We start from the raw sequence: 22,991 nt of genomic DNA on the forward strand, positions 1-22,991 counted from the left end.
ATAGCCTCCGATTTTCATGCTTCTTTGGGAAAAATGTCCAAATTCATGTGCCAGAATTGCTCTTAATTCTCCTACACTTGTTGAATTTACAAGCCCTATACCGATAGTCAGATTTTTCTTTACCGGTAAAAACATACTCCAGAAAACTGAATTATAACTAACGCTGGCATTGACATCCGGTGAAAGGAAAACTCTTTTAGGAGCCTGCACTTTTGTTTCCGCCACAATTTCATCAATAATTTGAAAAAGTTCAGGTTGGTGAGAACGGGTTACTTCTATTAAATGACTGGTATTATATTTATTTTTTCTAAAAATAAACTTAACGAGAAATATAAACACAAAACCCCCTACACTGAATAGTCCTCCTGCTCCAATCAGAGTCAAATAATTGACATTGATACTTAATAATTTTATTGCACCATATCCCAATAAGAAAACCATCAGGAGGGAGACAAGGATAAGAGCTAGATAGATCAGAAAAAAAAATGATACTGATATAATAGCCGAAGTTAGCTTAGATTGATAAGCTGATGAAATTTTAGGCAGGTTATTAGTCATGTGCTTTATTAATATTTTTCTATCAGATAACGATATGCTTTTAAATATTTGTTAAACCTTTTGATATCTTTAGGGGTAAGTTCTCTGTTGACTCTTCTCAGGTCCATATTATCACGAAGATCATTGAGTTTTACCGCTACGGCAAGGGGAGATCTTTCTGTTCTTTTGACAAATTCATCATAATCTTCTTCAGGATCAAATTTAGTCAGGCAGCTGATGGCAAAGATGATATATTCAGGGAAGCCTTCTGTTCTTAAATAATCAAGACTGAATTCTAAGGGATGATCCTCTACAACATCATGGAGTACTCCTACGATTTTTTCATCCATGGTTTTGCCATATTCCATCACGCGCATTACATGTGCAATGTAGGGAGCATGGTATTTATCGGTTTGTCCTTTATGCGCTTTATCAGCGATTTTTATGGCCCTATTTAATAATTCTTCTTTTGTCATTTTTCTATGAAAATAGAATACAAAAATAAAAAATGACTTAAAAAATAGAGCACTTTTATAGAAATTATTTTTATACAAATATTATATCCTATTTAAAGAGATTGTAAGCTATTATAATTTTATTCATTAATGTAGTAAATAATCAATTAAAGTTATTGTTTGTTAATTTTATTTTAATTAAATCAGCATGTTGTTAGTTTTTTAGTTATGTTTTTAATATTTCTATTGTATTATTATTAAATAAAATTTAATTTTAAAGAAAAAAATATGAAAAAACAATTATTTTCTTTAATCAGCTGTGTTCTTATGGGAACAGTTGCTCATGCTCAGAATACTATCTTTTTTGAAAATTTTGAGGGAGAGCAGCTCGGAGCAATTGGCGTACCAGGTACTAATTGGACTGTTACAGAACGAGATGGAAACAATTATTCATGGCATACTTGGAATGTGGGGCCCAGTCAAAACAATGTGGCTACCTCATTTGTGGACGGCAATACAGATAATGTATTAACTTCACGTAATATTCAACTGCCAACGAGTAATACAGTATTATCCTTTAGAGCATCAACTGATGATTCTGGAAGTACCGTACGTTATGCAGTGTATATATTAGGTAATAATGCTACTTTTCAAGGAACGGAGGCTCCTCTTTTCCAAGAAATATTAAATACTGCTGGAAACACGGTACAGTTACCCACATTTGTTACCAGATCCATCAATATTCCCAGCAATTATATGGGGCAGGCAATTAGATTATGTTTTAGAAACTTTCAGTCAAGTGGTGGTAATCAGTTGCGTATAGATGATATAAAAGTCGCGACAGGATCTGTACTAGGAGTTTCCGAGTCTTCAAAATCTGACCAAACGGTTAAAGTGTATCCTAACCCAGTTAAAAATCAGCTTACTATAGAGTCACCTGAAAAAATAATATCTGCGGAGGTTTTTGATATGACGGGACGATTTGTGAAAACTGTACTCAATGAAAATAAAAAAATAGATATGTCTTCGTTGGAATCAGGGGAGTACCTTATTAAAATTGAAACAAAAAAAGGAATAAACATTCAAAAAGTTATCAAAAAATAGTGCTTTGATTATAAAAACAAGAAGGGATAGCTGTTGGGCTATCCCTTTTTATTTAATGACTTTCTTCTTCAATAGAAGCATGTGGAGCATTGTTTTTTACAGATTCTATTCCGTTTTCCATTCCGTTTTCAGATTCATACATTTGGCTTGTTCCAATAATTTGTCCGTTTCCTGCTTTCAGATTAAAATAGCATCTGCCGTCTTTAGCGGTATTTCTTTCAAACTTTGAATCTTCTTGTGAATTTGTCTTAACGGAAGTGATACCACTTTCACAGGATGATTTCGTACTATATCCCTGGCTGGTTAATATCACTTGTCCATTTCCTGCTTTGAGATTGAATTGGAAGTCACCATTGCTTCTCTTTGAAATAATAAATTTTCCCATAATAATTTTTTTTAGATTGATTATTGTGATTTTATTTGGATGGTACCGGTGATACCTTTTTCATACTGTTTTTTGATTTTTCAGGAATGGCGGAATTTAATATTTTATATTTTGAATATTCTTTTTTAGGCTCTTTTAATGCCATATAGATTCCCGTATCCTTTGGTTTGAAGGTCGCTATTTTATAAAGCTCTTTTAAAGGTTTATCGGAATTTATTCCGGTTTTTCCAGGAGATTGATTATTGTTGATTGTTTTGGTCGTATCCGTTTTAGGTAAAAGCTTAGGTTTTCTTATTGTTTGTGCACTAATAGTGACGTAGGATAACATTAAGAATAATAATCTTTTTTTCATGTGTATTAATTTAACATTAAAATTAATAATTTTTTTTGAATTTTTAATAATTCTAAAAAAGGCTTCAACGTCATAAAATATATTAATAAAAAAGGCGCCTCAAAACTGAGACGCCGAAATCAAAATTTATGTTATAAAGACTAATAAGCTCCTTTTTCAATATAATGAGCTGCAACCTTCTCAGTTAAAGCTACTACATTTGGATTATTGGTATACTTAGTGAATCTTCTTAATCCTGAAAGCATCATTCTTTGTTCATCTCCTTCAGCAAATGAAATGATTCCTTCTTTAGCAGCAACAGTGATTTTCTCAACAGCTTTATAAAGATTTAGCTGTGCCATAGCTGCTTCTACAGAATCAGGAGAGAAGTGCTTTTCAGCTCTTAATACGGCAGATTCTGCCATATAAATCTGATTAAGAATTTCAGAAGCGTTTAATAATAAATGTTGTTGTTTTTCAATGTCCATCATATATTTTTGAAGAGCAGCTCCGGAAACCATTAAGAATACTTTCTTAAGATTAGCAATAATTGCTTTTTCTTCACTCATGAATTCAGAATAATCCGGAACTTCAAATGAAGGAATACCCATCAATTCTTTGCTGATTGCCATCGCAGGAGATAAAAGGTCTAATTCACCTTTCATTGCTCTTTTGATCAGCATTCCTACAGCTAGTAATCTGTTGATTTCGTTGGTACCTTCATAGATTCTTGAAATTCTTGAGTCTCTCCAAGCTGCTTCCATGGGAGTATCTTCAGAGAATCCCATACCGCCATATACCTGGATTCCTTCATCCGCAGTATTTTGGGCAAGGTCAGAAACGAATACTTTAAGAATTGAACATTCTACAGCAAATTCTTCAACTCCTTTAAGTTCAGCTGCCTGGTGGTCCATTCCTCCGGCTACTAATTCATCAATTTTATCCTGAACGTTTTTAGCAGCTCTATAAGAACCTGCCTCACTTACAAAAACTCCTGTTGCCATTTCAGCAATTTTCTTTCTGATGGCTCCGAAAGTAGAAATAGAAACTCCAAATTGCTTTCTTTCGTTAGAATATTGGATAGAGTGGTTTAAAATTCTTCTTTGAGCATCTAAACAAGCAGCAGCTAATTTGATACGACCAACGTTCAAAGCATTTAAAGCGATTTTGAAACCGTTATTTCTTTCTCCTAAAAGATTTTCTACTGGAATTTTCATATCATTGAAGAAAACCTGACGAGTAGAAGAGGCACGAATTCCTAATTTGTGTTCTTCTTCTCCGAAAGTTAAGCTTTCAGGATTTTCAAGTTCCGAACGATTGATTACAAAACCAGTAATGTTTTTATCATCATCAATTTTAGCAAATAATGTGAAAGTATCGGCAAATCCTGCATTGGAGATCCACATTTTTTGTCCGTTGATGATATAGTGTTTTCCGTCTTCAGAAAGCTTAGCTCTTGTTTTTCCTGAATTGGCATCAGAGCCGGCATCGGGTTCAGTTAAGCAATAAGCTCCGAATTTTGTTCCTGTAGCTAAATCCGGAAGATATTTTTTCTTTTGCTCTTCAGTTCCATAAAGAACGATAGGTAAAGTTCCGATTCCCGTATGTGCTCCATAAGCTGTTGCTAATGAACCGGTAGTTCCGGAAAGATAGTCACAAGCAAGCATTGTTGTTACAAAGCCCATTCCTAAACCTCCATATTCTTCAGGAACTGCAATTCCCAACATTCCCATTTCACCAAGCTTACGCATGGTCTCTTCAGTGAAAGCATAATCTTTCTTTTCAAAACGTTCTCTTTGAGGCACAACCTCTCTATCTATGAACTCCTTCGCAGAGTCACGAAGCATTTTTTGTTCTTCATTCAGTTCTTCAATGCTGAAAATTTCGTTTGCAGGAATTTGCTTGATTAGGAATTCCCCGCCTTTTAATGTAGCCATATATTATTTTATTTTTTTAGATTAAAGAACAAAGAGAAAAGAATAAAGACTTACAATGTTAAATTCTTTTGAAAGCCAGAAATCATTCTCTGTAGTTCTGTGATTTTATTTTCTATTATTTCAATTTTAGAGTTTTCAAGGTAATCTCTGTTACCCGAAATAATAATTTGTGTTTGTAATTCATAAAGAGAACCAAGACTTATTTCCAAAAAACGATTAAAATCCTTATTTGAACTTCTGCTTGAACCTTCTGCAATATTTGAAGCCACAGAAACTGAACATCTTCTAATTTGAGATTTAAGTCCAAATTCTTCATTTTTTGGAAAACTATCTGTAATAACATAAATTTCATCAGCTAGTTCAATGGAAAGTTTCCAGATGTTAAGATGTTTGAAGTTATGTTTCATTATAGTCTTTGCTCTTTATTCTTTACTCTTTTTAGTCTATAACAATTCAAAAATAGAAGCTGCTCCCTGTCCCGTTCCTACGCACATAGAAACCATTCCATATTTATTGCCACGTCTTCTCATTTCATCAAGAAGCTGAACGGTAAGTTTTGTTCCCGTACATCCCAGTGGGTGACCTAAAGCGATAGCTCCTCCGTTTACATTTAAAATGTCAGGATTTAAACCTAATTCTTTTTTTATAGCAACAGATTGAGAAGCGAAAGCCTCATTAAGTTCGATCAAATCGATGTCCTTTAATTCAAGACCTGCTTGTTTCAAAGCCTTTGGAATAGCATAGATAGGTCCCATTCCCATGATTCTTGGCTCAAGTCCTGCAGCAGCATAAGCCACTAATCTTGCTTCTGGCTCAAGACCTAATTCTTTTACCATTTCTTCACTCATTACCATTACGAAAGCAGCTCCGTCACTCATTTGAGATGAGTTTCCTGCTGTTACGCTTCCTCCATTGGCAAATACGGGTCTAAGTTTAGCAAGTCCTGCCAAAGAAGTGTCAGCTCTTGGTCCTTCATCTACAGAGAAATCAAATTTCTTAGTCTGAAGTTTTTGATTTTCATCCAGGAAATTATATTCGACAGGAATCGGAACAATCTGATTGGCAAATTTACCTTCCTGATTCGCTTTTAAAGCTTTCATATGAGATTCAAAAGCGAACTGATCCTGTTCTTCTCTTGTAATATTATATTGTTTTGCTACTTCCTCTGCAGTGTAACCCATTCCCCAATAATAATCAGGATTTGTTTTTGCAATATCCGTTTCGGGAACAGGTTTATAACCTCCCATCGGAATGTAAGACATGGATTCTGTACCACCTGCGATGATACAATCCGCCATACCAGCCTGAATTTTAGCCGATGCAATAGCGATAGCCTCACTTCCTGAAGCACAATATCTGTTTACTGTTACTCCCGGAACTTTATCTGTATTCAATCCCATTAAGGAAATCAAACGAGCTACGTTTAATCCTTGCTCTGCTTCAGGCATTGCATTTCCTACAATAAGGTCATCAATTCTGTTTTTATCTAATTGCGGAAGCTCAGCCATTAATTTTTCAATAACAGTAGCTGCCATAACGTCGGGACGAGTAAAGCGTAGAGAACCTTTTGGAGCTTTTCCTACCGCTGATCTGAACCCTTTTACAATGTATGCTGTTTTCATTTGTTTGTTTAATTAAATTGTTTTTGAAAGATTTTTGCCTCGTAGAGGTAAACCGTTTATAGATCTATTGTTTTGCAATTGGTGGAGCTCCGTAGGAGCGACCTGTTAATCTTCAATCCATTCAAATAAATATTTTGAATCAAATTCTATTTCAAATTTTGACATAAAATCCAGATATTCTTCTCTAAAAGTTTTCTTTTTATGATGTTCTTCCTGGTTTAAAATATATTTTACAACCGAGTCAACACTGCTTTTAGAATAAGAAAAAGCTCCATAACCTTCCTGCCAATTGAACTTTCCATTTATCCATCTTTTTTCATTGATAAATTTTGATGATCCCGCTTTAATATCTCTTACTAAATCTGAAACAGATATTGTAGGATTCATGCTTACAAGAATATGAACATGGTCAGGCATTGCAAAAACAGCGAATAATTTTTGATTTCTATTGGAAACAATGCCTGTAATCAATTTATGTAATTCTTCTCTGTTTTCTTTTGAAATCAGATTTTGTCTTCCTTTGACTGCGAAAACAATTTGAATATAAATTTGTGTATAGGTATTGGCCATAAAAATTAACAGGTCGCCTCTACGAGGCTCTGATTTTTATATTATTCATTTCTATTAACAGTTCGCTCCTACGGAGCTCCCTTTAGTTTCTTAATGGTTTTCCATTTTGTAACATGTACTGAATTCTTTCCAAAGTCTTTCTTTCACCACAAAGTTGAAGGAATGTTTCTCTTTCAAGGTTCAATAAATACTGTTCTGTAACAACTGTTGGTTCAGATAAATTTCCACCTACCATTACGTTGGCTAGTTTGTCTGCAATTTTTTTGTCGTGTTCGGAGATATACTTTCCTGTTAACATTTGGTCTGTTCCTACGTAGAACATTCCTAATGCATCTTTACCAAGAACTTTTACCTTTTGCTCGATAGGTTGAGTATATCCTTGCTCTGCCAATAGTTTTGCTACTTTTTTAGCTTCTGCAATTTGTCTGTTTTTGCTTACGGAAACGATGTCTTTACCTTTTTCAAGGATTCCCATATCATAAGCTTCATAGGCAGAAGTGGCTACTTTACCCATTGCAATATTCATGAATGCATCACGAAGTCTGTTGTTTTTAACATCATCGTTGTGGAATTCTCTTGAAGTTCTCAGAGTAAGTTCTTTAGTACCACCACCACCAGGGATTACGCCTACACCGGTTTCTACCAATCCGATGTAAGTTTCTGCTGCGGCTACTACTCGGTCTGCGTGCATGGTCATTTCGCAACCACCTCCTAAAGTCATTCCGTGAGGAGCTACTACTACAGGAATAGAGGAGTAGCGTACTCTCATCATTGATTTCTGGAAGTAAGCGATAGCCATATTTAAATCGTCCCAATCTTGCTCAATAGCCATCATTAGGATCATTGCGAGGTTAGCACCTACAGAGAAATTAGCACCTTGATTACCGACTACTAATCCATCGTATTCTTTTTCTGCTAAATCGATAGCTCTGTTTAATCCGTCAAGAACTTCGCCTCCAAGAGAGTTCATTTTTGAGCGGATCTCAAAGTTGATAATTCCGTCTCCTAGATCTTCAATAGAAGCTCCGGAGTTGCTCCAAAGTGTTTTATTTTTTCTGATATTATCAAGGATAATGAATGCATCCTGTCCAGGAATTTTATTGTATGTTCCTGAGTTTTTATCAACGTAAATGCTTTGCCCTTCATCATTCACTTTGTAGAAAGTCTCTACGTTTTTAACCCAGTCTGAGACTTCGTAGCCTGCATCTTTAGCCAGTTCAATACCTTTTTGAACGCCTACTGCATCCCAAATTTCAAAAGGACCGTTTTCCCATCCGAAACCGGCTCTCATGGCGTCGTCTATTTTATAAACTTCGTCAGAAATTTCAGGTACTTTATGTGAAACATAAGCGAATAGGGCTCCTAAAGATTTCCTGTATAATTCACCTGCTTTATCTTTGCCACCAATTAATACTTTGAATCTGTCAATTGGTTTATCAATTGACTTTGTTAATTCAAGAGTAGGGAATGAAGATTTTCCTTGTAGTTCATATTCCAATGTATCAAGGTTTAATCCGTGAATTTCAGATTTTCCTTCTGCATTTTTCACTTTCTTGTAGAAACCTTGTTCCGTTTTTGAACCTAGCCATTTATTATCCATCATCTTCTGGATATAGCCAGGTAGAGCAAACACATCGTTAAAATCGTTAGCTTCGGCACCACTTTGGCGAACACCATTGGCTACCATTACCAAAGTATCAAGACCTACAACGTCAGCTGTTCTGAAAGTGGCAGATTTTGGACGTCCGATAACAGGACCTGTTAATTTATCTACATCGGAAACAGTAAGTCCTAGTTTTTGTACATTATGAAGAAGATCCATCATTGAGAATACACCAATTCTGTTGGCGATGAAAGCAGGAGTATCCTTTGCTAAAACAGTTGTTTTACCTAAGAATTTTGCTCCATAGTTCATATAGAAATCAATGATTTCAGGATCTGTATCGTTTGTAGGGATAATTTCTAATAAAGGAAGATATCTTACCGGGTTAAAGAAGTGTGTTCCTGCAAAATATTTTTTGAAATCCTCGCTTCTTCCTTCTGTTAACAGATGAATTGGAATCCCGGATGTATTAGAAGAAATTAATGTTCCCGGTTTTCTGAATTGTTCAATCTTTTCATATACAGACTTTTTGATATCAAGTCTTTCTACTACTACTTCAATAATCCAGTCTGTATTTTTTATTTTTTGTAAATCATCATCGAAATTTCCGACTTTGATTCTATCTGCAAACTTTGGTGAATAAAGAAGTGCAGGACTTGCTTTTTTAAGTTTTTCAAAGTTTTCGGAAGCAATTCTGTTTCTTACTGCCTTGTCTTCCTTGGTCAAACCTTTTTTCTGTTCAGCTTCGGTCAGTTCAAAAGGGACAATATCCAAAAGTGACACTTCCACACCGATGTTGGCGAAGTGAGCCGCGATACCGCTTCCCATAATTCCTGAACCAAGAACCGTTACATGTTTGATTCTTCTTTTCATATGTAAATTTTTATTATTTATTGGGCATAAGTAATCATATGCTTATGATAACTTATTTTCTGTTATTGAGTAATTCATTAGCTATTTTCATGACTTCGGCCATTACCTCTTTGAAGGTTTCCATTTTCTCCGGAGCAATCTTTTCCATCACCTTTTTATTAAAGTTGACAACGACTTCCTTTGACATATTTCTGGAGTTTAACCCCTTATCCGTAAGCTTAATGATCACCTCTCTTTTATCGGTAGTGGTCTTTTCCTTATAGATATATCCGTTATCTTCCAGAAGTTTAATGATTCTTGTTAAAGATGTAGGTTCTATAGCCATCTTAGGTCCAAGATTAGTACTTCGGGTCCCTTCTTTGGGATCAATTTTAAGAAGGGTTAGAGCTTGTACAGCTGTAGAATCGTGTTCCTGAGCCAATTCTGTATACATTTTTGAAACAGCCAACCAGGTCTGTTTTAAAATTAAATCTACGTTTTCTATTTTTTCCTTGTTATTATCCATCATTGATGCGCAAATGGTTTTACCCAAATTTAGTAAATATTATGCATGCATAATATTTACTAACGTTAAATTTTGTTAATAAGCTGATAATAAGTAGATTAAATTATATGACTAGCATAATATTATGCATGCATAGTATATGGAATGTGTAATGAAAATAAAGTATTAATGAATGTTTTTAACGAAATTGATGATTTCTTCAAAAGATTCACATTGTTGTTTCGTGGAATCGTTAGTAATTATCCAAAATTTGTGTTGGAACTCAAAATGAAGGAAAGAAAGGTCTTTTGAGAAGTTTTTTTGAAGCAAAGAATACAACATTTCTTTGTAAACCTTCGGTGCTACAATATGTGGAGCTATAAAATTCTCGTTCATTTGAAATAAAGAAGCATTGGTGAGTTCTTCATGTTTCAGTAAAATATCTTCTACAATCCCGGCATGTAGTTGTGTAGCATTGATATACCATATTTTATCTGCAAACTCTTTAGCGAGTCTCCAGTCATGAGAAGAAAATAGAATAAGCTTATTTTGTTCTTTAGCCAGTTTTCTAAGAGTTTTAAGGATAATAATCTTATTTTTTTCATCCAAATGCGTTGTGGGTTCATCCAGAATAATAATGGGAGCATTTTGGGTTATAGCCCGTCCAATAAAAGCTTTTTGAAGATTTCCGTCTGAAAGATTTTTAAGGAGGGTAGATTTGTATTGGATAAGATTCAATTCTTCAATAATATGGGAAACCTCTTCGCGATCTTCTTTTTTTAATTCAAAATAAAAAGGGTAATAGATATATTTTCCGAGCGAAATGAGATCTTCAACTGTATAATGCTGTGGAATGACTGATTTTGAAAAAACAATAGCAATATTCTCAGCGATTTCTTTTACAGAAAGCTTTTTTACATTTTTATCATTGATTAGAATTTCACCATCAAGCAAAGGAATCTGGTGGAGGATTGATTTAATCAGGGTGGTTTTTCCTACACCGTTATTGCCAATCAACAAACATACATCACCTAGTTTTAAATCTGCATTAGCATTTGAAATTAATGCTTTATTGTATCCGATATTAGCTTGTTTGATCTGTAGGTGCATATTTAAAATTGATTAAATGCAGGCGTAAATGCTTTGCAAAAGTACTGTTTTAAAAACAATGGACTTGGTTAATTATAAATAATTAACGACTCTTGTTACTCCATTTTTGAAAACATCAGATTGAAAATTAAGAAGTAGGCCTAGCTTACAATTTGTCATTTTTAAATAGGTTAAAAGCTGTGCTTTATGAATAGAATTTATATAATCAACAGTTTTTATTTCTAAAATTAGTTTATTTTCTACAATCATATCTAATCTGAAAGCATTTTCGATCTTTAAATCTTCATATATGATAGGGAGTAATTTTTGTTTTTCTACTAAAAATCCTGATCGGGTAAGTTCATAAAATATACATTCTTCATAAACGTGTTCAAATAAACCGGCTCCAAGCTTTTTATGAATTTTTAAGCCTGCATCAAAAACCACTCTTGATAATTCATTTTCTGTCATTTATGTGTGTTTTAATATATAAATGTAATGAATTGTTGGAAAAACGCAAAGACGCAAAAGATTTATTATGTATTACGCATATTTTTAAGGCGCAAGAAAATCAAAGATTTTCAGTAAGGGGAATGGATAATTTTATGCGTTGCTAAATTTTATCTGAGATAAAATCCTTGCGCCCTAAAGCATGATATAGGTAAAAAACTTGCGTCTTTGCGTTTATCAACAAAAAATCAAACCTTATTTTGCTTCAAAAGCATTCCTAGAATCACAGGGATTCCAAATACAGAACTTATTACATTCAGTGGGATTTGCGTTTTCTCTGCAATGACTGAGAAAAATAACATAATAAGCATTCCCAAAAACATATTCAGTATCCATTGTTGCCAAAGTTTGGATGGATTAAAGATCAATCTGCAGAAATGCGGAACAATAATTCCAATGAATAAAATAGGCCCCAAAAATGCTGTGATAGAAGCCGAAAGTAGGGAAGAAGCTGCTATGATTAGAAGTTTTAAGTGCTTTAAATTAACTCCTAAACTTTGTGCATATGAAGTTCCCAGAGAATTCCCAATTAACGGTTTTATAGATTTGAAACAGAAAAATAATCCAATCAATACTAAAATAGATAATACATAAATCTGATTCCTGGTGACCATATTATTGGCTCCGAAAGACCATAAAATATAGTTTTTCAGACTTTGATTCTCCGCATAAAATTGAAGTAGAGAAACAATAGCTCCTGCAAAAGCAGATACTAAAAATCCAAAAATAATGAGATACGATTTATCCTGAAACTTATTAGACATAGATAATAACACCAGCATCAGCAATAAGCTTCCTCCGATAGCCGATAAGCTTAAAAAACTATTTTGCAAAAATTCCGGAAGAGGGATATCGTGGGAAAAAAATATATAAAATGCCACTGATAGGCTGGCTACTGAAGTAATCCCCAATATATCCGGTCCGGCTAATGGATTTTGAAAATATTCCTGCATCAGAAAGCCTGAGGTTGGAATAGAAATGCCGGCTAATAACATTACCAATACACGGTTGATACGGATTTCAGCAATCTGACTATGAGAAGTGTTTTGGAAAAAATCCTCAAAATTTAAACTTAAAAATCCTGTATTCAGATTGATCATTGCGCTTACAATAATTGCAATCATTAATAATAAACACAGGATTTTAAATCTTTTTGACATGATTCAGGAAAAAGGTCCGGATATTTTTATTTTAAAAAAGTTTCAATTTTTGAATTCAATACTTCTTCCGTCATCATTCCCAAATATTCGTCTGTTTTATTCCCTTTTCTCATGAAAGTGAAAGGAATAGAACCTCCGTCCCATTGCTTGAAATTATTAGAGAAAAAGTTTTGATCCAATTTTTGTCCGTCCAATAAAATCACATTTTTACCAAGATTGTTTTCTACAACAAAATTTTTAACAGCTCCGTTCCAATCAGCTTTTTCATCAAGATTGATGAAGGTGAATTTTACAGGTTTATCTTTTAGCTCCTGCATTTTATTTTTAAAACTTGGGATTTCTCTCATACACGGTCCACACCATGTAGCAAAAAAATTAGTTACGTACAATGTATCATTATTTTTAGCTAAATGTTGTCCTACATTTTCAGGAGAAAGTTCTTTCGGAATATAGGTACTTGTTTCAGTATTTGTATCTTGAACTACAGAAAGAGAATCTGTCGTTGCATTAGCATCTGTTTTTTGGCCTTCTTTTTTGCAGCTGTAAAGTGCAGTTAGGATCAACGCTGATAAAATTATCTTCTTCATAAATTATTTTTTATCTATTTTTGAATTGAAGTTATGGAACAACAAATCTATAAAGGGAAACTGATACAGTTTCATCCGTTAAAAATAGCGAAAAAGGAAGAGCTGACCAAAAATACTTTTTCTCTGGAGTTTGAAATTCCGGAGAGCTTGAAAGATCATTTTAAGTTTGAAGCAGGGCAATTTGTCAGTGTAAAATTTCAATCACATGGTAAAGAGGTTATTAATGATTATTCGATGACTTCAGCCCCGTATGAAAGAAAAATAAGCTTGGGAATAAAAGTAAATTCACCGAAAGGAGCTACAGCGCAGCTATTTAAAAATTACAACGTTGGAGATGTGCTACTTGTAAGTGAGCCTGCGGGAAGATTTACCTTAGTGACCAAACCAAGTGAATTCAGAACAATTGTTGCATTTGCTGCAGGAATTGGGATTACACCGATTTTAAGTCATTTCAAAAATATTCTTCATAATGAGCCAAGAACGAGATTGTTTTTGTTTTTTGGGAATAAAAGCTCGGAAGATTTGACCTATAGAGTGCAATTGGACAATCTTGCCAGAACATGTGGAGACAGACTTCAGATTTTTTACTTTTTCTCGCAGGAAAAAACGGCTGATCAGTTTTTCTATGGAAGATTAGACGAAAAAAAATTAAATCTCATTATCAATCAAATTTTACATTTGGATGATACTGATGAAGAATCTACGATTTGGGATGCGGTAGATGAAGTTTTGATTTGTGGAAAAGGGGAGATGATCAAAACCTTAGCCAATGCTTGTTACCATCATGGAATTCCCAAAAAGAATATTCATTTTGAATTGTTTGAGGAGTTTAATGATGATATTTACCCTGTAGAAGTAGAATTTCCTCACATTGAAAATATTGAAGTAGAATTTACAATGTTGGGAAAAAATTACTCAACACAATTGCCGGACAATAAAGATAAAATATTACAACAGCTTCTTATTCAGAAGTTTCCTGTACCTTACTCCTGCAAATCGGGAATTTGTGGAAGTTGTGAATGTTTACTGGAAGAAGGAGAGGTGGAACTGTTGGAGAATGAGTATCTTACGGAGAAAGAAGAGAAGCAGAGGCATATACTGGCTTGTATGTCTATTGTGAAAAGTAAAAAAATAAAGCTTAACTTTGATCTTAGTTGAGAATTATTAAGAACATATTTAACTTAAGTTTCATATCAATAGAGCTGGGAATTCTATTGATATGCCTCTGTAATATCTGGGTTTTTGGATTGACTAACGGCCGTACTTATACCAAGATATCCAAAATACCACCAAGGGAAATTGCTTTAGTTTTAGGAACTTCTCCTAAAATGAAATCAGGGCAGTCTAATCCTTATTTTACCAAAAGAATGGATGCGGCAGCACTTCTTTACCATCATGGAAAAATCAAAAAGATTATTGTAAGCGGGGAAAAGAGTAAAGGATATAATGAACCGGCTGCGATGAAAAACTATCTGGTGAATCAGGAAGGAGTTCCGGAAGATATTATTGTAGAAGATCCCAAAGGTTTCAATACATACAAAAGTATTTTGCGTTGTAAAGACGTTTATAAAAAGAAAAACGTGATTATTGTATCTCAGGGATATCATAATCTTCGTGCTCTGTTTTTTGCAAGAAATAATGATATGAATGCTTTAGGTTTTGATGCCCAGGATGTCACCAAACCTGAAAGTTTTTACAGAAATCAGGCGAGGGAAATCCTCGCCCGCGTGATTGCTGTAGTATATTTTATTTTAGGCGTTTCTCCGGATTAGAAAGGATATCCGAACGCGATATTTACAGTAGGTTTAAAAGGTTGGAAATCTTTGAATCTCCATCGATCTCCTTCAGGTCTGTTAGGGTCATAAATTTTATAAGCAAGATCCAGTCTGAAAGTAATATAAGCAACATTTACCCTCAATCCAAATCCACTACCAATACCCATCTGTCCTAAGAATTTGCCAAATTTAAATTGATCATCATGAGCATCTTCATGATTACGAAGACTCCATATGTTCCCCATATCCGTAAATATAGCTCCTTCATACATGCTATTAAACGGAATTCTATATTCAATGTTGGTCGTAAGCTTTACATCATTCGTCATGTAAGCACGTATTCTTTCATCTACCTGAGAGGCAGCAGGGCCTAATCCACCGAATGCTACCCAAGCTCTGATATCGTTAGAACCTCCATTGAAGTAGGATTTAATAATAGGCATATCTCTGGAATTTCCATAAGGTACCCCTACGCCAATAAACTGACGAAGAACTAAAGTCTGGTTGCCGTTGAATTTAAAGTACTTTCTTGCATCAACATCAAATTTTATAAATTGTGCATAAGGAATTCCAAAAATGGTCTTTTGCGGTCCTGAAACAATCCCTCCATCATTACTTTTTTTATTGAATAAACTTAAGATATTACCTCCAAGTTCTACTTTTCCGTTAAAGTAAAAGGCATTTGGATAATCTTTTTTACCAATTTCACTATATACAAAATTGTAGATCATCGAAGAGATAAGAACATCTTCCGTCTGTCTTTCCTTATTAATAAGACTCCCTCTGAATGTAGTTAAAAGATCATTGCCTTGTTGATTAAGCTGCTGTTGATAGTCTGCGTCTTCCAGAATATCCTGAGAAACTGTATCTAGACTAATTTGTCCGTTTGCAAAAGCAGTTCCAATTTTAGGTCTATAGGCAAAATAATCTGCTAACATGGCATCTTTTATAACCCTGTCATTCACAAAATAATCATAGTAGGCATTTTTATTCTTGGTCAAACTGATTTGCGTGTTGAATAGCGTTAGCTTGTGATAAACCTGATCATTAACATTAAACTGATAATTCAATCCGGTATTAAAATTGACCCTTCCGAGACCGATATTAGTCTGAATAGATGAACCTAGCAAAATGGATGAAGTAGGAGTATATCTTTTAGGAATAAATCGATAATAATTGAAAGGTAACAACAGTCTCGGAAAGGCAAGTGATACCTGAGCCGATATCTCATATGCCAAAGCCCTTTTACTAAGGTCCTCTGTACTTTTGATGGATCCAAATGTTCCTGAAAGACTGGTAGACAGGTTTTCAGCTCCTTTAAAAACATTTCTTGTCGTAAGGTCTACAGAAGGAGAGATCCCCAGATTGAGTACCTGAGAATAATTACCGTCCAAACCAACTTTAAGCTCATATTTTGGCAAAGGCTTTAGTACATATAAAACATCTACAATACTGTCATTGGGTGCAGACATTCCTCCTTGTCTTAAGGAATCCCTTGCCTTTACAATACTGAAATTGTTCATCGCCAAAATATTTCTTTTGGTTACATCCAGTTTTTTTTGATCAAAAGTCTGTTTGCTATCTGCAATAATGGTTCGCCATAATGATGATATTTTATAATTTTTATTCATCGTATGGAACCTGATTCTTCTTAAACTATCTTTAGTGGTGTGTTTAGGATAATCACCTGGTTCATCCACAATGGCAACGTCGATATTTCCAAAAGTTGAAACCTTGTAAGGGGTATCCAAAGAATCCTTATGAATCTCTAGGGTAAGAGGGACATTTTTTTTGCTTTTAAGAGAGTCAGCCACAAAATATACCTCGTCATTGAGATTGTTGAATTTATAATATCCGAACTCTCTCATAAGTTCTGTAATTCTCGAAACCTCTTTTTCAAGAACCGTTTGGTCGAGAACCTGTTTGGACTTTACTAAAGTTTTATCAAGATTGGATGTATAATAGCCTTTAATTCCAAGATCAGGAATATTGTAATAATAATCTTTGATAATGGTAGGCTCGTTATGTTTAATGAAATAATTGACAGCTGCTTTTTTAGAAGAAGAATCCAGGTTGTGCTTGTAACTTACTTCCGGGTCCCAATATCCTCTGTAGATAAGCCTTTTCTTGATAGATTCGGCACTTTTTTCACTTCTGGTCTGATCCAGTATAACCGGCGGAGTTCCCCAATTGTGTAGAATACGGTCGAAAAGAAGGCTTTTTCCTACACTGCTCTTCATATTATATTTAAGAAATAAAGAATCCCTTAGTTTCTGATTTCTCATCTCTCCGGGATACGTCATATACTCATTGAGGATGGTATCGTATTTCGGATTGGCCATATTATAAAATAACAAGCCTAATGGCATGAAAAGAAGTTGCTTCTTATTAGGCTTTTGCTGAACATAATCTTTTAGTTCTTCATCGAAAAATTCTCTCTTATCTTCGAATTCGAAATTGTTCTTTGTAAGCAGATATTCGCCATTCGGAACTTTTTTTGTTGTACTACAAGCATAAAGGAGGCCAACAAATGTTGCAAATGAGATAATTTTATAATATTTTTGAGGAGAATTCTTATAATGCTTACAGCTCATACAATAAAAGTTTTACAATCTTTAGATAAAAAGAAGTTCAGACAAAAATACAATTTGTTTTTGGTTGAAGGTAATAAAATCATTTGTGAACTTTTTAATTCTAACTTTAAAGTTAAAGAAATATTATCAACCGATCCACAAAAATTGGACCGTACTGATACCCCAATTACTCATATCTCTGAGAATGAGTTAAAAAAAATTAGTTTCCTTAAAACCCCAAAAGATTCTATGGCAGTATGTTATTTGGCCGAGGAAGAAAAAATGGAGGATAAAGAAATTCAATTGGTTTTGGATGGAATCCAGGATCCCGGGAACTTAGGTACAATTATCCGATTAGCAGATTGGTTTGGAATTGAACAAATCATCTGTAGTGAAGACACTGTGGATTTTTATAATCCAAAAGTAATACAGGCTACTATGGGATCTTTTACAAGAGTGAATCTTGTTTATACAGATCTTGTTGAATATCTTTCTGCAACGGAGAATGTGAATATCGGAACGGATATGGAAGGAGAGAATATTTATACTTTTGAAAAGCCCGGAAAAATCAATCTTATTTTAGGTAACGAAGGAAATGGCATGAGACCGGAAACAGAAAAGCTTCTTCAAAAATCAATTAGTATTCCAAGATTCGGAAAATCTCAGTCGACAGAAAGTTTAAATGTTTCAATGGCGGCGGGAATTATTTTAGGGCAATTATTTTCGAAATAGGGAATAGAGTTAGAAATTAGGGCTTAGGGAATAGAATATCACTATTTCCTAAATCCTAAGCCCTAATTCCTTATATCAGCTGTTCCATACTGGAAACGCTTTTATTTTTCTGGTATACTTCCATTTTTTTTCGGACATATTTCAGTGCGATAGGAGCCAGGTATACTAAAGCGGCCCCAATTAATTTTTTCTTCCAGTTAGAGCTTTTCATATTTTTTTTGGCATAGTTTCCTACCAACGCTGTTACCCCCAGTTTAATTAGGCTGTCGGTAACATTTCCTTTGAAGGCAGTGCTTGCAAGTCCCACTGCTGTATTTTTATTAATAAGCAGGTCTTTTACTTCTGAAGTAAGCTGTTTAGCAATGACATCTTTTCTAAGTACCACTTTTTCGTCACCGTCTTCATCTATTTTTTCCTGAAGGTACTGATCTGATAAACCATTAGTAAATGCGCTTAAACTTTCTTTTGTATTTTTGAAGGTAAGAAGGTTTTCCAAATCACTGATCTCATCTTTCAGTAATTTTTTCTTTCTTCTTAATTCTTCTATGCTTTCGTACTTTCTGCTCATTGTTTAATGATTTAAAAATTTAATAACCTGGTCTGCAACAGTATTGACAATCTTATTTTTGAAGGCAATGACAAAAGCCATTACTAAAGCATAAAATGCAGCAACAATCAAGAACCCGTAAGAATAATTATCCAACGCTTTACCAATAAGAAAAGCAATTCCAAAATTGAACAGGATAATAAAAAAAGCAAAAGCAACAAGCAGTACTACAAAGTAGGTGATGAGCCCGGCAGAAAGAGACGACTTTTCAGTAGCTTCAATTTTCAGAAGATCTATTCTCTTCGAGGCATATTCTTTAATAGTTTCTATCATTGTTTTTTTTTAAAGTTACAAAAAAAGGAACTTTCGTACAAAAGTTCCTTCTTGTAATTTACTTAAAAAAGATAAATTACTTATTTTTTTAGATCGTTCAATTCCGCCTCTACATCTTTTACTACATCTGCAGTTTTAGAAACAATCTGATCTTTGTATTTATCATATCCGTCTTTCACAGTATGTGCTACATTGTTTGCTGTTTCTTTAAAGGTTGAAGAAATATTGCCGTATTGGTCTTTCACTTTTTCAGAAACCTCTCCGTATTTGTTTTTTGCCTGATCTTTAAGATCGTTAGCTTTTGTTTTGATTTTTTTTCTGGTTTCTTTACCTTCTTCCGGTGCATAAAGCATTCCTAAGATTACACCTGCTGCAGCACCTGCAAGAAGTCCTGCCAATATACCTGCTGTATTTTTTCCTTTTCTAGACATTTTAAGTTTTTTAATAATTAATAATAGATTAGTTTTTTATAGTAATAAAACTTACAATTTGTATACCAAAAGGGGCTTTAAGCCTATTAAAAATTGTTAAATCTTTTGAATATAAGACAGGATAAGTTCTATTGTTTGTTCTTTGGTTAAATTGGAGTTATCGATGACGATGGCATCTTCAGCCTGCTTTAAAGGGGCTATTTCACGCTCACTGTCAATCTTATCTCTTTCGATCAGATTTTGTTTTACATGTTCTTTATCAGCTTCAATTCCCAGGCCTTTTAGCTCAAGGTATCTTCTATTGGTTCTCTCATCAATACTGGCAGTAAGGAAGAATTTATAGTCTGCATTTGGCAGAACTACTGTCCCTATGTCACGTCCATCCATAATCACGCCTCCTTTTTCTGCCAAAGAACGTTGAGATTGTAATAAGAAATCTCTTACTTCTTTTTGCTTGGCTACAAGACTTACATTGTCGGAGACTATATTGGTGCGGATTTCTTTAGAAATATCGGTATTATTAAGATAAAGAACAAGTATTCCGTTATTATTTTTAAATTCAAGATTGATCTGGTGTAATGAAGTAAATAAGGACTTCAGGTCAATATTACCATTTTCATCCAGGCAATGCTGTAATGCATACCAGGTAACTCCTCTGTAAAGAGCTCCTGTATCCATATGAATAAGTTCTAAAGTGTCGGCAATGATTTTAGAAATAGAACTTTTTCCGGTAGACGAGTACCCATCGATAGCTATTACAGGTTTTTTCATACTGCAAATGTCAAGATTTTTTCTTAAAAATCAAGACTATTTAAGAAAATTTAAGGAGATGATTTATTCTCCTGCGTGGCTGGAAAGGTCCATGGAGACTCCTATCTGATTGACATTCGATGAGTTGTGATACCTTATATGAGCGTAATCAATACGGAATCTTGAAACTTTAATTCCAAATCCTGCAGAGAGTCCGGAGAAGTTTCTTTGATCTGCTACGGCAAGTTCATTTCCTCTTTTTACGTTATATCCCAGTCTGATATTGAAATTCTTTTCAGGGAACAATTCTGCACCTAAAGAGAAGTGGTCTGCAATTTTTCTGCCGGCATTTACTTTTTGTCCGTCAATATTATATTCTGAAGAAATATCAAATTTTTGGAGATCATGCGCTGTAATAGTGATGGCAAGAGGGAAGTTTTTTAAAGTTTTGGTAAAGCCCAAATCAATTCTGAAAGGAAGGTTTTCTCGTACTCCGTTAAAAGATTTCAATTGGAATCCGAAATTTCGTAATACAAGAGAAAGTACTTCTTTGTTCTTTTTGTTATGATATGTGATTCCTGCTGTTCCCGAGATGGCAGAAGAAGTGTAATTATCAATTTTTGAAGTAATGAAATTAAGCCCTCCACCAATGGTCCAGTCTTCTTCAAACTGGTAAGCATATCCTGCACCTATAGCAATATCTGAAGCTTTGAATTCTCCATTTTCGAAACCACTCTCATCTGTTCTTGGAATACTTCCATAGTTCATATATCTGGCGTTGATGGTTGCCATATGGCCATTTTCAAAATCTTTGGCATACGCAATAGTACCATACTTAGAATCGGCAAGATAGGCTGTCGCATTTACTGATAGCTGTTTATCAGAGTCTTTATTCAATAAGGAAGGGTTTGCAATCGCAAAGGAAACATCATAATCTCTTATAGAAATTGCATCACCACCCAGAGCAGCTTGTCTTGCAGATACAGGTACATTTAAGAACGGATAAACATTTGTTCCTGTTTGCGCATAAGAAACAATTCCTGATAGAAATAATGAAAAAATGATAATTTTCTTCAATTCAATTTATAATTAATGCAAAAATAATCCTTTTTCGTACTTTTCAAAATATTTCTGACATTATTTCTAATTAAATATTTTTCTTTTATCAATATTTTTAATGATTATATTTGCAAAATCAAATTTGAGAGAATCAACTCTATTAAAAAGTTATTAAAAATAAAAGATGAAATATAAAAGAATCCTTCTGAAACTTAGTGGTGAGGCCTTAATGGGGAACAGACAATACGGTATTGATAACGAAAGATTGCAGGAGTATGCAACTGAGATCAAGAAAGTGGTAGATAAGGGCTGTGAAGTAGCGATCGTCATTGGAGGAGGAAATATTTTCCGTGGAGTGGCAGGTGCTGCAAAAGGAATGGACAGAGTACAGGGAGATTATATGGGAATGCTGGCTACTGTGATCAACGGTATGGCATTGCAAGGAGCATTGGAAGATGCAGGAATCAAAACAAGACTTCAGTCTGCCATCGAAATGGATAAGGTAGCGGAACCTTTCATCAAAAGAAGAGCAGTAAGACACCTTGAAAAAGGGAGGGTAGTGATCTTTGGAGCAGGAACCGGAAACCCTTATTTTACAACAGATACCGCAGCAACGTTAAGAGCCATCGAAATTGGAGCTGATGTTATTCTAAAAGGAACCAGAGTAGACGGAATCTATGATAGCGATCCTGAAAAGAATGCTGATGCTGTAAAATACAACTCATTATCTTTTGATGAAGTATTTGAGAAAAACCTTAAGGTAATGGATATGACGGCATTTACTTTAAGCCACGAAAATAAATTACCTATTATTGTATTCGATATGAATAAGGATGGAAATTTATTAAAAATCGTGGAAGGAGAAAATGTTGGTACTCTGGTTGATTTATAGATACTGGACGATAAAATAGACAATATTATCTGTCATTTATCAATCATCATTTATCATTAAATTAATGTGTAATTTATCAAACTATACTATAATAATGGAAGAATTAGATCTAATATTAGAATCTGTAAAACAGGACATGGACGCTGCGGTAAAACACCTTGACCACGCATTTCAAAGAATCAGAGCAGGACGTGCTTCTACAGCAATGGTTCAGGATGTAATGGTTGAATATTATGGAGCTATGACTCCCATCAATCAGGTTGCCAATGTTTCTGTACCGGATGCAATGACCATCTCTATTCAACCTTGGGACAGAACAGCTATCAATGCTATTGAAAAAGCGATCATCAACTCAAATTTAGGTTTTGCACCTTCTAACAACGGAGAAAACATTATCCTTAATGTACCACCTTTAACAGAAGAGAGAAGAAGAGAGCTGGCAAAACAAGCTAAAGGAGAAGCTGAGCAGACAAAAATCGTGGTTAGAAACGCAAGACAGGATGGTTTAAAAGAACTTAAAAAGCTTGAAGGTGTTTCTGAGGATATTGTAAAAGGTGTGGAAGAAGAAATCCAGACGTATACAGATAAATATGTTAAGCTTTGCGATGAGCATCTTAAAACAAAAGAAGCTGAAATTATGAAAGTATAATTT

The 22,991-nt window shown here is 34.3% G+C and carries 26 protein-coding genes; 6 read left to right on the forward strand and 20 right to left on the reverse strand.

Features of this window, described 5'->3' with window-relative positions; genetic code table 11:
• On the reverse strand, nt 1–558 hold a 558-nt coding region (locus CW752_RS01075; protein ID WP_145957847.1), incomplete at its 3' end, for a M48 family metallopeptidase.
• 8 nt (nt 559–566) lie between these two features.
• Nucleotides 567–1,013, reverse strand: a complete 447-nt coding sequence (locus CW752_RS01080) for a phosphohydrolase (RefSeq protein WP_101237958.1) — start codon at nt 1,011–1,013, stop codon at nt 567–569.
• 267 nt (nt 1,014–1,280) lie between these two features.
• Between CW752_RS01080 and CW752_RS01085 the strand changes: the two genes are divergently transcribed.
• Complete coding sequence (locus CW752_RS01085; protein WP_101237959.1) at nt 1,281–2,096, forward strand: T9SS type A sorting domain-containing protein; 816 nt, start codon at nt 1,281–1,283, stop codon at nt 2,094–2,096.
• Between the two features lie 52 nt (nt 2,097–2,148).
• Here CW752_RS01085 and CW752_RS01090 read toward each other — a convergent pair whose 3' ends face one another.
• The 12 genes from CW752_RS01090 to CW752_RS01145 form a co-directional block, all read right to left on the reverse strand.
• Nucleotides 2,149–2,481 (reverse strand): YegP family protein, encoded by a 333-nt coding sequence (locus CW752_RS01090; RefSeq protein WP_101237960.1) that lies wholly within the window; start codon nt 2,479–2,481, stop codon nt 2,149–2,151.
• Between the two features lie 31 nt (nt 2,482–2,512).
• Nucleotides 2,513–2,833, reverse strand: a complete 321-nt coding sequence (locus CW752_RS01095) for a hypothetical protein (protein ID WP_101237961.1) — start codon at nt 2,831–2,833, stop codon at nt 2,513–2,515.
• A 140-nt stretch (nt 2,834–2,973) separates the two neighbouring features.
• Nucleotides 2,974–4,749 (reverse strand): acyl-CoA dehydrogenase family protein, encoded by a 1,776-nt coding sequence (locus CW752_RS01100; RefSeq protein ID WP_101237962.1) that lies wholly within the window; start codon nt 4,747–4,749, stop codon nt 2,974–2,976.
• A gap of 50 nt (nt 4,750–4,799) precedes the next feature.
• Entirely contained in the window at nt 4,800–5,156 is a 357-nt protein-coding gene (locus CW752_RS01105; protein WP_101237963.1) for a four helix bundle protein, read from the reverse strand.
• Between the two features lie 36 nt (nt 5,157–5,192).
• Nucleotides 5,193–6,371: an acetyl-CoA C-acyltransferase gene (locus tag CW752_RS01110; RefSeq protein WP_066695279.1), complete on the reverse strand. Its 1,179-nt coding sequence runs from the start codon at nt 6,369–6,371 to the stop codon at nt 5,193–5,195.
• A gap of 105 nt (nt 6,372–6,476) precedes the next feature.
• The gene (gene tnpA, locus CW752_RS01115) at nt 6,477–6,941 is read right to left on the reverse strand and encodes an IS200/IS605 family transposase (RefSeq protein ID WP_101237964.1); all 465 of its coding nucleotides are present in this window, start codon (nt 6,939–6,941) and stop codon (nt 6,477–6,479) included.
• Nucleotides 6,942–7,023: 82 nt separating this feature from the next.
• The gene (locus tag CW752_RS01120; protein ID WP_101237965.1) at nt 7,024–9,417 is read right to left on the reverse strand and encodes a 3-hydroxyacyl-CoA dehydrogenase/enoyl-CoA hydratase family protein; all 2,394 of its coding nucleotides are present in this window, start codon (nt 9,415–9,417) and stop codon (nt 7,024–7,026) included.
• A gap of 52 nt (nt 9,418–9,469) precedes the next feature.
• Nucleotides 9,470–9,922, reverse strand: coding sequence for a MarR family winged helix-turn-helix transcriptional regulator (locus CW752_RS01125; protein WP_101238053.1), 453 nt, complete (start codon nt 9,920–9,922; stop codon nt 9,470–9,472).
• Between the two features lie 165 nt (nt 9,923–10,087).
• Nucleotides 10,088–11,011 (reverse strand): ABC transporter ATP-binding protein, encoded by a 924-nt coding sequence (locus tag CW752_RS01130; protein WP_101237966.1) that lies wholly within the window; start codon nt 11,009–11,011, stop codon nt 10,088–10,090.
• A gap of 72 nt (nt 11,012–11,083) precedes the next feature.
• Nucleotides 11,084–11,461, reverse strand: a complete 378-nt coding sequence (locus CW752_RS01135; protein ID WP_101237967.1) for a GxxExxY protein — start codon at nt 11,459–11,461, stop codon at nt 11,084–11,086.
• Between the two features lie 227 nt (nt 11,462–11,688).
• Nucleotides 11,689–12,660 (reverse strand): FecCD family ABC transporter permease, encoded by a 972-nt coding sequence (locus tag CW752_RS01140; RefSeq protein ID WP_185117545.1) that lies wholly within the window; start codon nt 12,658–12,660, stop codon nt 11,689–11,691.
• 26 nt (nt 12,661–12,686) lie between these two features.
• On the reverse strand, nt 12,687–13,247 hold the full coding sequence (locus CW752_RS01145; RefSeq protein WP_101237969.1) for a TlpA family protein disulfide reductase: 561 nt from the start codon (nt 13,245–13,247) through the stop codon (nt 12,687–12,689).
• A gap of 33 nt (nt 13,248–13,280) precedes the next feature.
• On the opposite strand from CW752_RS01145, the gene CW752_RS01150 reads away from it, so the two are divergent.
• Nucleotides 13,281–14,405 (forward strand): ferredoxin--NADP reductase, encoded by a 1,125-nt coding sequence (locus tag CW752_RS01150; protein WP_101237970.1) that lies wholly within the window; start codon nt 13,281–13,283, stop codon nt 14,403–14,405.
• A complete protein-coding gene (locus CW752_RS01155; RefSeq protein WP_101237971.1) occupies nt 14,402–15,019 on the forward strand; it encodes a vancomycin high temperature exclusion protein in 618 nt (205 codons plus the stop codon). The genes CW752_RS01150 and CW752_RS01155 overlap by 4 nt, the downstream gene beginning before the upstream one ends.
• Here CW752_RS01155 and CW752_RS01160 read toward each other — a convergent pair.
• Nucleotides 15,016–17,616, reverse strand: coding sequence for a BamA/TamA family outer membrane protein (locus CW752_RS01160; RefSeq protein ID WP_101237972.1), 2,601 nt, complete (start codon nt 17,614–17,616; stop codon nt 15,016–15,018). The two genes, CW752_RS01155 and CW752_RS01160, sit on opposite strands and share 4 nt — an antisense overlap.
• Here CW752_RS01160 and CW752_RS01165 point away from each other — a divergent pair.
• Nucleotides 17,602–18,327 carry a TrmH family RNA methyltransferase gene (locus CW752_RS01165; protein WP_101237973.1) on the forward strand — a complete coding sequence of 242 codons (726 nt, stop codon included), beginning with the start codon at nt 17,602–17,604 and terminating at the stop codon, nt 18,325–18,327. The genes CW752_RS01160 and CW752_RS01165 overlap by 15 nt on opposite strands.
• A 70-nt stretch (nt 18,328–18,397) precedes the next feature.
• Here CW752_RS01165 and CW752_RS01170 read toward each other — a convergent pair whose 3' ends face one another.
• The 5 genes from CW752_RS01170 to porQ form a co-directional block, all read right to left on the reverse strand.
• The gene (locus CW752_RS01170; RefSeq protein WP_101237974.1) at nt 18,398–18,895 is read right to left on the reverse strand and encodes a phosphoribosyl-ATP pyrophosphatase; all 498 of its coding nucleotides are present in this window, start codon (nt 18,893–18,895) and stop codon (nt 18,398–18,400) included.
• 3 nt (nt 18,896–18,898) lie between these two features.
• Complete coding sequence (locus CW752_RS01175; protein ID WP_047496002.1) at nt 18,899–19,207, reverse strand: phage holin family protein; 309 nt, start codon at nt 19,205–19,207, stop codon at nt 18,899–18,901.
• Between the two features lie 80 nt (nt 19,208–19,287).
• On the reverse strand, nt 19,288–19,638 hold the full coding sequence (locus CW752_RS01180; protein WP_101237975.1) for a YtxH domain-containing protein: 351 nt from the start codon (nt 19,636–19,638) through the stop codon (nt 19,288–19,290).
• A gap of 96 nt (nt 19,639–19,734) precedes the next feature.
• On the reverse strand, nt 19,735–20,409 hold the full coding sequence (gene cmk, locus CW752_RS01185; protein ID WP_101237976.1) for a (d)CMP kinase: 675 nt from the start codon (nt 20,407–20,409) through the stop codon (nt 19,735–19,737).
• Nucleotides 20,410–20,472: 63 nt separating this feature from the next.
• Nucleotides 20,473–21,465, reverse strand: coding sequence for a type IX secretion system protein PorQ (gene porQ / locus CW752_RS01190; protein WP_101237977.1), 993 nt, complete (start codon nt 21,463–21,465; stop codon nt 20,473–20,475).
• Nucleotides 21,466–21,631: 166 nt separating this feature from the next.
• Here porQ and pyrH point away from each other — a divergent pair, with 166 nt between their 5' ends.
• Together pyrH and frr are read left to right on the forward strand one after the other, a co-directional pair.
• Complete coding sequence (gene pyrH, locus CW752_RS01195; protein ID WP_101237978.1) at nt 21,632–22,339, forward strand: UMP kinase; 708 nt, start codon at nt 21,632–21,634, stop codon at nt 22,337–22,339.
• A 94-nt stretch (nt 22,340–22,433) separates the two neighbouring features.
• Nucleotides 22,434–22,988 carry a ribosome recycling factor gene (gene frr, locus CW752_RS01200; RefSeq protein WP_101237979.1) on the forward strand — a complete coding sequence of 185 codons (555 nt, stop codon included), beginning with the start codon at nt 22,434–22,436 and terminating at the stop codon, nt 22,986–22,988.
• Nucleotides 22,989–22,991 lie beyond the last annotated feature (3 nt).

This window comes from Chryseobacterium sp. PMSZPI (assembly GCF_002835665.1).
In the GTDB taxonomy this organism is placed as follows: Bacteria; Bacteroidota; Bacteroidia; order Flavobacteriales; family Weeksellaceae; genus Chryseobacterium.

What these genes read in the sequence shown, in the direction of transcription:
- CW752_RS01080 (WP_101237958.1), bottom strand. Translation starts at nt 1,013, where the DNA reads ATGACAAAAGAAGAATTATTAAATAGGGCCATAAAAATCGCTGATAAA.
- CW752_RS01085 (WP_101237959.1), top strand. Translation starts at nt 1,281, where the DNA reads ATGAAAAAACAATTATTTTCTTTAATCAGCTGTGTTCTTATGGGAACA.
- CW752_RS01090 (WP_101237960.1), bottom strand. Translation starts at nt 2,481, where the DNA reads ATGGGAAAATTTATTATTTCAAAGAGAAGCAATGGTGACTTCCAATTC.
- CW752_RS01095 (WP_101237961.1), bottom strand. Translation starts at nt 2,833, where the DNA reads ATGAAAAAAAGATTATTATTCTTAATGTTATCCTACGTCACTATTAGT.
- CW752_RS01100 (WP_101237962.1), bottom strand. Translation starts at nt 4,749, where the DNA reads ATGGCTACATTAAAAGGCGGGGAATTCCTAATCAAGCAAATTCCTGCA.
- CW752_RS01105 (WP_101237963.1), bottom strand. Translation starts at nt 5,156, where the DNA reads ATGAAACATAACTTCAAACATCTTAACATCTGGAAACTTTCCATTGAA.
- CW752_RS01110 (WP_066695279.1), bottom strand. Translation starts at nt 6,371, where the DNA reads ATGAAAACAGCATACATTGTAAAAGGGTTCAGATCAGCGGTAGGAAAA.
- tnpA (WP_101237964.1), bottom strand. Translation starts at nt 6,941, where the DNA reads ATGGCCAATACCTATACACAAATTTATATTCAAATTGTTTTCGCAGTC.
- CW752_RS01120 (WP_101237965.1), bottom strand. Translation starts at nt 9,417, where the DNA reads ATGAAAAGAAGAATCAAACATGTAACGGTTCTTGGTTCAGGAATTATG.
- CW752_RS01125 (WP_101238053.1), bottom strand. Translation starts at nt 9,922, where the DNA reads ATGGATAATAACAAGGAAAAAATAGAAAACGTAGATTTAATTTTAAAA.
- CW752_RS01130 (WP_101237966.1), bottom strand. Translation starts at nt 11,011, where the DNA reads ATGCACCTACAGATCAAACAAGCTAATATCGGATACAATAAAGCATTA.
- CW752_RS01135 (WP_101237967.1), bottom strand. Translation starts at nt 11,461, where the DNA reads ATGACAGAAAATGAATTATCAAGAGTGGTTTTTGATGCAGGCTTAAAA.
- CW752_RS01140 (WP_185117545.1), bottom strand. Translation starts at nt 12,660, where the DNA reads ATGTCAAAAAGATTTAAAATCCTGTGTTTATTATTAATGATTGCAATT.
- CW752_RS01145 (WP_101237969.1), bottom strand. Translation starts at nt 13,247, where the DNA reads ATGAAGAAGATAATTTTATCAGCGTTGATCCTAACTGCACTTTACAGC.
- CW752_RS01150 (WP_101237970.1), top strand. Translation starts at nt 13,281, where the DNA reads ATGGAACAACAAATCTATAAAGGGAAACTGATACAGTTTCATCCGTTA.
- CW752_RS01165 (WP_101237973.1), top strand. Translation starts at nt 17,602, where the DNA reads ATGCTTACAGCTCATACAATAAAAGTTTTACAATCTTTAGATAAAAAG.
- CW752_RS01160 (WP_101237972.1), bottom strand. Translation starts at nt 17,616, where the DNA reads ATGAGCTGTAAGCATTATAAGAATTCTCCTCAAAAATATTATAAAATT.
- CW752_RS01170 (WP_101237974.1), bottom strand. Translation starts at nt 18,895, where the DNA reads ATGAGCAGAAAGTACGAAAGCATAGAAGAATTAAGAAGAAAGAAAAAA.
- CW752_RS01175 (WP_047496002.1), bottom strand. Translation starts at nt 19,207, where the DNA reads ATGATAGAAACTATTAAAGAATATGCCTCGAAGAGAATAGATCTTCTG.
- CW752_RS01180 (WP_101237975.1), bottom strand. Translation starts at nt 19,638, where the DNA reads ATGTCTAGAAAAGGAAAAAATACAGCAGGTATATTGGCAGGACTTCTT.
- cmk (WP_101237976.1), bottom strand. Translation starts at nt 20,409, where the DNA reads ATGAAAAAACCTGTAATAGCTATCGATGGGTACTCGTCTACCGGAAAA.
- pyrH (WP_101237978.1), top strand. Translation starts at nt 21,632, where the DNA reads ATGAAATATAAAAGAATCCTTCTGAAACTTAGTGGTGAGGCCTTAATG.
- frr (WP_101237979.1), top strand. Translation starts at nt 22,434, where the DNA reads ATGGAAGAATTAGATCTAATATTAGAATCTGTAAAACAGGACATGGAC.